The following is a 6,100-nucleotide window of genomic DNA, read 5'->3' as shown; positions in this document are numbered from 1 at the left end:
GGTCGACGTTGCGGGCGACAATCGACTGCAGCTGCGTCACCAATGCACAAGCGGCGACGACCATGTCATTCGCCAAATGCGGAAACGCCGCGTGGCCGCCTTTTCCCTCCAAGTCGATAAACAGCTCCGACGTATTGGCAAACAGCAGCCCTTCTTTCGTTGCGATCGTGCCGACCGGATATTCCGGGGCATATGCAGGGCGACGATCATATCCGGCTTCCATTCCTGCATGATGTCGCTTTCGACCATCGGCTTTGCCCGCCCGGCCCTTCCTCAGCGGCTGGAAAATAAACAGCAAGTCATCTTGCAGCGGATGATGAGCAAAATGGGTGAGCACGCCAAGGGCGATGCTCATATGGACATCGTGGCCGCACGCATGCATGCAGCCTTCATGCTTCGACCGATACGGCAAGCCCGTCTCTCGCGAATCGGCAGCCCATCCATATCGGCGCGGTAGCCGATCGTTTTTCGCGGTGATGTTCCGTTGACTTTGACAAAAATCCCGGTTTTCCACGTCCGGACTTGAAGCCGCTCTTGCGGCAACGATTGGATATAGCGAAGCAAATAGTGCTGCGTCTTAAACTCTTGAAACCCAAGCTCCGGGATTTGATGCAAGTCGCGGCGAATGGCGACAAATGGGCTGATCGCTTCCATCTTCTCTCCTCCATGGGCAAAAAAGCTGTCCTCGTAAAGGGACAGCCTTTCGTGTGATTATAATTGGCGAAGCTCCTGTTTGATCTCCGTTTTCGCCCGCGTTTGCTCGTCGATTTGCTTAATGACGCGCGCCGGCACGCCGGCGACCACCGTATACGGCGGCACGTCTTCGACGACGACCGCGCCCGCAGCGACGACCGCCCCTTTGCCGACGGTGACGCCTTCTAAAATGACGGCGTTCGCCCCGACAAGCACATCATCTTCAATGACAACCGGCTTGGCCGATGGCGGCTCGATCACGCCGGCCAGCACGGCACCGGCGCCGATATGGCAGTTTTTCCCGACCGTCGCCGGCCGCCGAGCACGGCGTTCATGTCGATCATCGTTCCTTCGCCGACGACGGCGCCGATGTTGATCACCGCTCCCATCATAATGACGGCGTTGTCGCCGATTTCGACATGATCACGGATGATCGCGCCCGGCTCGATGCGCGCCTTGATGCCTTTCAAATCCAAGAGCGGAATGGCCGAGTTGCGGCGGTCGTTCTCGACAACATAGTCCTCGATTTTGTCTTGATTCGCCTCGATGGCGGCTTGAATGTCTTGCCACTCGCCAAACACGATGCCGACGTTGCCGGTCATAAACGTTTTCGCGCTTGGGCCGAAATCGATGCCATCAAGATCCCTTTTATGTATACTTTCACAGGCGTTGATTTTTTGCTGTTTTGAATAAACGAAATGATTTCATTGGCGTCCATCATCTTCATGGGCGACATCCTCCTTTGCATCTGTATTCTTTTTTACTTTAGCAAAACAGAGATCATCGTGACAAGCATAAATTCATGGGACAAAATGTTGCAGCACCTTCTCGAAGGCTTGTACTTGCGGAAGCTGCCATGCCGCTTCCGAGCTGATCAGCCATGTATCTCTCGTCATTGGCTCACCATGCTTATTTTTTAACGGTATCATATGAACAAGATGTTGTTCCCGGTCATCTAAAGCGATTTCCGGTAAAATCGCATAACCAACGCCATGATAAGCAAGCTGTTTGCATGTTTCAATTTGGTCGACCATCACCGTGCGCGCGGGCAAGGCTTGAAATTGCTCATGCCACCATTGTTGAATATGCAGCGAATAGGTGGAATCGCTTTTAAATTGAATAAACGGGCGTTCGGTATGGCGCAACTGCTCCAAAGAGTGAATTTCCTGGTCTACTAAATAGAGCTGATCGGTAAATAGCCGCGTCGCGATCCCGCTCCAGTTGGGCTCTCCGCGAACAATCCCAAGCTGAAACCGATTTTCATACATGTGGCTTAGGACTTCACTTGTCCATCCTGTCGTCAACGAAACGTTGACATCCGGATTATAACTTGATGAATGTTTTTAAAACGGGGGGCAGCCAATGCTGGGCAACAATGGAAGTGACCGCTTATCGTTAACGTCCCGCTGATTTGTCCGACCCGTTGTTTGATCTCTTCTTTTACTCGATTCGTTTTCTGCACGATCTCTTTCGCCAGTTGGACAATTTTTTCCCCCTCTGGCGTTAACAGCAACCCTCGCGGAGACCGGATAAATATTTTCGCATTCCAGCTCGCTTCGATCGCCTGCAGCCGTTGAGACAACGCCGACTGCGTCACATACAGCCGAGCTGCCGCTTTTCTCATATTTAATTCTTCCGCCAAAACGGCGAGGACTTCATACTCTGAAGTATTCAAAACGACCATCCTTTTGATAAGCTTTTCTTATCATTTTCGTCCATTTTTTTAATATTTCCTTATTATTATAACATAAATAAAATAGTTGTAGAACGCTTGTCGAAAGGAGATCTCTACATGGACTGGATGCTGTTTTGTCCTCGTTGGGTTTGCTGCCTCATTCGTTGGTACATTAGCTGGCGGCGGCGGTTTCATTGGCATGCCCGTTCTGCTTATGCTCGGTGTTTCCCATCCATCAAAGCCATTTCCTCCGCCAAGTTTTCCAATACCATCAGCTCGTTTTCCAGCTTCTTCGTCTTGTTTCGCCGGCAAACCATTCACGGGAAACAACTGCTTCCGATCATCCCGATCAGCCTCGGCGGGGGAGCCGCAGGTGGGGCCATCGCCTCGCTGTTGTCTGAACGAACGATGACCATTATCGCGATCATGTTGCTGTTGTTTGCCCTAGGCTTGCAATTTTTCAAAAAAAAGCCCAAATCATCGGCAACGGCCTCTGCTCCCCAAAACCTTCTATCCGGTTTTGTATGGCATTAGCGTCTATGATGGCATGTTTGGCCCCGGCAAGCCACCATGCTCATGTATGCCTACTTGCGCGCCGGCATGGATTATTTATCGGCCATGGCGCTGACAAGATTCCAAACATTCATTAGCTGTTTTGGCGCACTGGCGTCTTATCTATACAGCGGCCATGTGAACTGGCACATCGCTCCGTTCTTGGCGATGGGATCATTGATCGGCGCCCAAGCATCGGTCCGGGTCGCACAAAAACTGAAACAACATCAGCTGCGCTTGATATTGCACACGATTACTTTTCTGCTCATTGTTCAGCTTCTTTTCGGCCTGGCTTCCGGCCGCCATTAGACCTCTGCAGCCGTTTATTCAGTTGTTTCAGTATTTCCCGGCGAGTGAAAATGCCTGCAAAATAACCATCGTCATTTTCCACACAGACAAACGGATGGTTGACAATCAGCCCGATGGCCTTCGTCAGGCTGTCGTTAAGCCGCAGGCGCGGAATGTTTCGGTTCATCACTTCTTCCACCTTCATCGTCTCGAGCCGTTCAAATTCGATGCGCTCCAATCCTAAAATCGCATCCATCATCATCGTCATGCTGATCAGCCCGTGAAGCTTATAAGATGTGTCCAATACCGGAATCGCCGAATAGCCGGTTTTCGTCAAGACGAGCAGCGCATGGTCCAAATAATTTCCCGGCTGCACATGCGCCACTTTATCCGCCGGAATCAGAAAGGACTTCACAGTCATTTGCATGAAATCATTGTGTTCCCATGTCATGCCGATGTCCCGCTTTCTTCTGCATCTTCTCCTCTCCACACTGTTATCATACCATAAAAAAGACTATCGCTTCCTGCGATAGCGATAGCGCACAATGACTTTTATCCTTCCTCTGTCAACAGGCGGTCGTATAAACGCAACAGCTGCCGGTGCCGGTGTTCATCGACCGCCTTGTCTCCGTTTTCGATATCCGCCAGCTCGGAGCGGATGAGTTCAAGTGCATATTGCTGGCTGAACAAAACGTCAAGCAATAACGCCGCCTCCTCGTCTGACAGCCTCGGCAGCAACCGCTTGGCCATCCTCATTTCCCCTTTGCCTCTTCCGCTTCCATATATATTCGCTGGCAAAGGAAAAAAGTCGTGGAAAAAACCGTCATTTCGAGACGATCAAAAAACGGTTTTCTTTCCTTAAAGCAGACAGATGCGTAATATTTTGTGCATGGCAGCCATCAAAAAAGGTGCCCCCTCTGTTGGGACACCTTCTGCTCAATAATATCGAAGCGCCAAATAACCGATGGCAAACACAGCGAGCAAGACGGCGAGCACATACGCAAGCAATATTGGGTTGCGCAAATAGGCATGCTCCTCAACCGCTTTCGGGATCGGTCCGTCAAGCTCTCCTTGCCATCGCTGCTGGCGGCCGAGGCGGACCGTATAAACGAATCCGATGACCGCAATCAATACAGAGAGGATCGATAATACGAAAATCAGCTGTGCCATATGTTTCACCTCATGCTTACTTTTCCGCAATGAGGCGATTTTATGCAGTCAATAATGGGCGTCATGCTCGAACAAGTAGCTGTACGACAAGTCGATAAACAAATAATGGCGCTCATCGATCGGATACGAATACGTCCGGATCGTTTCCCCTGTTTCAATATCCGTGTATAAATCGGACAAAATCCCTCTTCGACGCGAGCGCATCCGAATAATGTTTTCCAAAAAATACGGGCGCCAGCTCCAGTTTTTCATATAATATTGCGGCTGAAGCTCCCATCGGGCGCCGCGCTTGAACATATTGCCCGATTGCTGGAAGCCGTCCTCATCACAAACATAAATGCGGAAGCAAACATCGTCGAGCTCGCGGCCAACAGGGAAATGAGCTCGTTAAAATCGGCGGCTTTTTTGTATTTGCCAAGCAACGCGCTGATCCGCTGCTGAAACTGCTCAGCAATTTGATACAGCGTTTCAAGCTTTTTCTTCTCCTGCTGGATGAAGCGATGGCACTCTTGGCGGAGCAAGTCTTTCAGCAAATCGCGCGGCACGACCTCAGGAGCCGGCTTGGCCAAATAATACCCTTGATAATAGCGGCCGCCATGCCGCCAAGCATACTGAAGTTGAAACGACGTTTCGATGTCCTCATACAACAACGTCGCGCCAATTTTACGCGCCAACAACGAAATCGAGTGAACGATTTCTTGGTATGCTTGGTGGACAGATGTTTTCCGCAATTCGCGCAAATCGATTTTTAAAATGTCAGGCGACAAGACGCCAATCCGCTCAAGATGAATGCTATGTTCAGCGATGTTGTCGACCGCCACCTTAACGCCGTATGTACGAAGATACGTCAATAAATGGCTGAGCTGATCGACGTCTTGACTTGAATGCTGCAATTCGATGCTAATGGCGGTCGACAACATCGCTGAACATCATTCATCTTGAGCGGATTGGCGTCTTGTCGCCTGACATTTAAAAATCGATTTGCGCGAATTGCGGAAAACATCTGTCCACCAAGCATACCAAGAAATCGTTCACTCGATTTCGTTGTTGGCGCGTAAAATTGGCGCGACGTTGTTGTATGAGGACATCGAAACGTCGTTTCAACTTCAGTATGCTTGGCGGCATGGCGGCCGCTATTATCAAGGGTATTATTTGGCCAAGCCGGCTCCTGAGGTCGTGCCGCGCGATTTGCTGAAAGACTTGCTCCGCCAAGAGTGCCATCGCTTCATCCAGCAGGAGAAGAAAAAGCTTGAAACGCTGTATCAAATTGCTGAGCAGTTTCAGCAGCGGATCAGCGCGTTGCTTGGCAAATACAAAAAAGCCGCCGATTTTAACGAGCTCATTTCCCTGTTGGCCGGCGAGCTCGACGATGTTTGCTTCCGCATTTATGTTTGTGATGAGGGACGGCTTCCAGCAATCGGGCAATATGTTCAAGCGCGGCGCCCGATGGGAGCTTCAGCCGCAATATTATATGAAAAACTGGAGCTGGCGCCCGTATTTTTGGAAAACATTATTCGGATGCGCTCGCGTCGAAGAGGGATTTTGTCCGATTTATACACGGATATTGAAACAGGGGAAACGATCCGGACGTATTCGTATCCGATCGATGAGCGCCATTATTTGTTTATCGACTTGTCGTACAGCTACTTGTTCGAGCATGACGCCCATTATTGACTGCATAAAATCGCCTCATTGCGGAAAAGTAAGCATGAGGTGAAACAT

General features: G+C 50.3%; 3 protein-coding genes and 6 pseudogenes. 2 read left to right on the top strand and 7 right to left on the bottom strand.

Going from position 1 to position 6,100, the window contains the following annotated elements; genetic code table 11:
- The 3 pseudogenes from N685_RS18565 to N685_RS18555 all read right to left on the bottom strand — a co-directional run.
- Window positions 1-654 (bottom strand): annotated as a pseudogene (locus N685_RS18565) (amidohydrolase); the annotation flags it as partial.
- 57 nt (window positions 655-711) lie between these two features.
- Window positions 712-1,420, bottom strand: a pseudogene (gene dapD / locus N685_RS18560) (2,3,4,5-tetrahydropyridine-2,6-dicarboxylate N-acetyltransferase).
- Window positions 1,421-1,493: 73 nt separating this feature from the next.
- Window positions 1,494-2,368: pseudogene (locus N685_RS18555) on the bottom strand (LysR family transcriptional regulator).
- Window positions 2,369-2,485: 117 nt separating this feature from the next.
- Between N685_RS18555 and N685_RS18550 the strand changes: the two are divergent.
- Window positions 2,486-3,229: pseudogene (locus N685_RS18550) on the top strand (sulfite exporter TauE/SafE family protein).
- Here the strand turns inward: N685_RS18550 and cbpB are convergent.
- The 4 genes and pseudogenes from cbpB to N685_RS18545 form a co-directional block, all read right to left on the bottom strand.
- Window positions 3,186-3,659 carry a cyclic-di-AMP-binding protein CbpB gene (gene cbpB / locus N685_RS0118165; protein WP_031404733.1) on the bottom strand — a complete coding sequence of 158 codons (474 nt, stop codon included), beginning with the start codon at window positions 3,657-3,659 and terminating at the stop codon, window positions 3,186-3,188. The pseudogene N685_RS18550 and the gene cbpB overlap by 44 nt on opposite strands.
- Window positions 3,660-3,760: 101 nt before the next feature.
- Window positions 3,761-3,958 (bottom strand): antirepressor AbbA, encoded by a 198-nt coding sequence (gene abbA / locus N685_RS0118160; protein WP_031404734.1) that lies wholly within the window; start codon window positions 3,956-3,958, stop codon window positions 3,761-3,763.
- Between the two features lie 186 nt (window positions 3,959-4,144).
- Entirely contained in the window at window positions 4,145-4,378 is a 234-nt protein-coding gene (locus N685_RS0118155; RefSeq protein WP_031404737.1) for a hypothetical protein, read from the bottom strand.
- 48 nt (window positions 4,379-4,426) lie between these two features.
- Window positions 4,427-5,268, bottom strand: a pseudogene (locus tag N685_RS18545) (EAL domain-containing protein); the annotation flags it as partial.
- A gap of 13 nt (window positions 5,269-5,281) precedes the next feature.
- Between N685_RS18545 and N685_RS18540 the strand changes: the two are divergent.
- Window positions 5,282-6,052, top strand: a pseudogene (locus N685_RS18540) (EAL domain-containing protein); the annotation flags it as partial.
- Between the last annotated feature and the right edge of the window lie 48 nt (window positions 6,053-6,100).

The organism is Geobacillus vulcani PSS1 (assembly GCF_000733845.1).
Lineage (GTDB): Bacteria > Bacillota > Bacilli > Bacillales > Anoxybacillaceae > Geobacillus > Geobacillus vulcani.
This window is presented reverse-complemented; position numbering and strand designations above follow the sequence as displayed.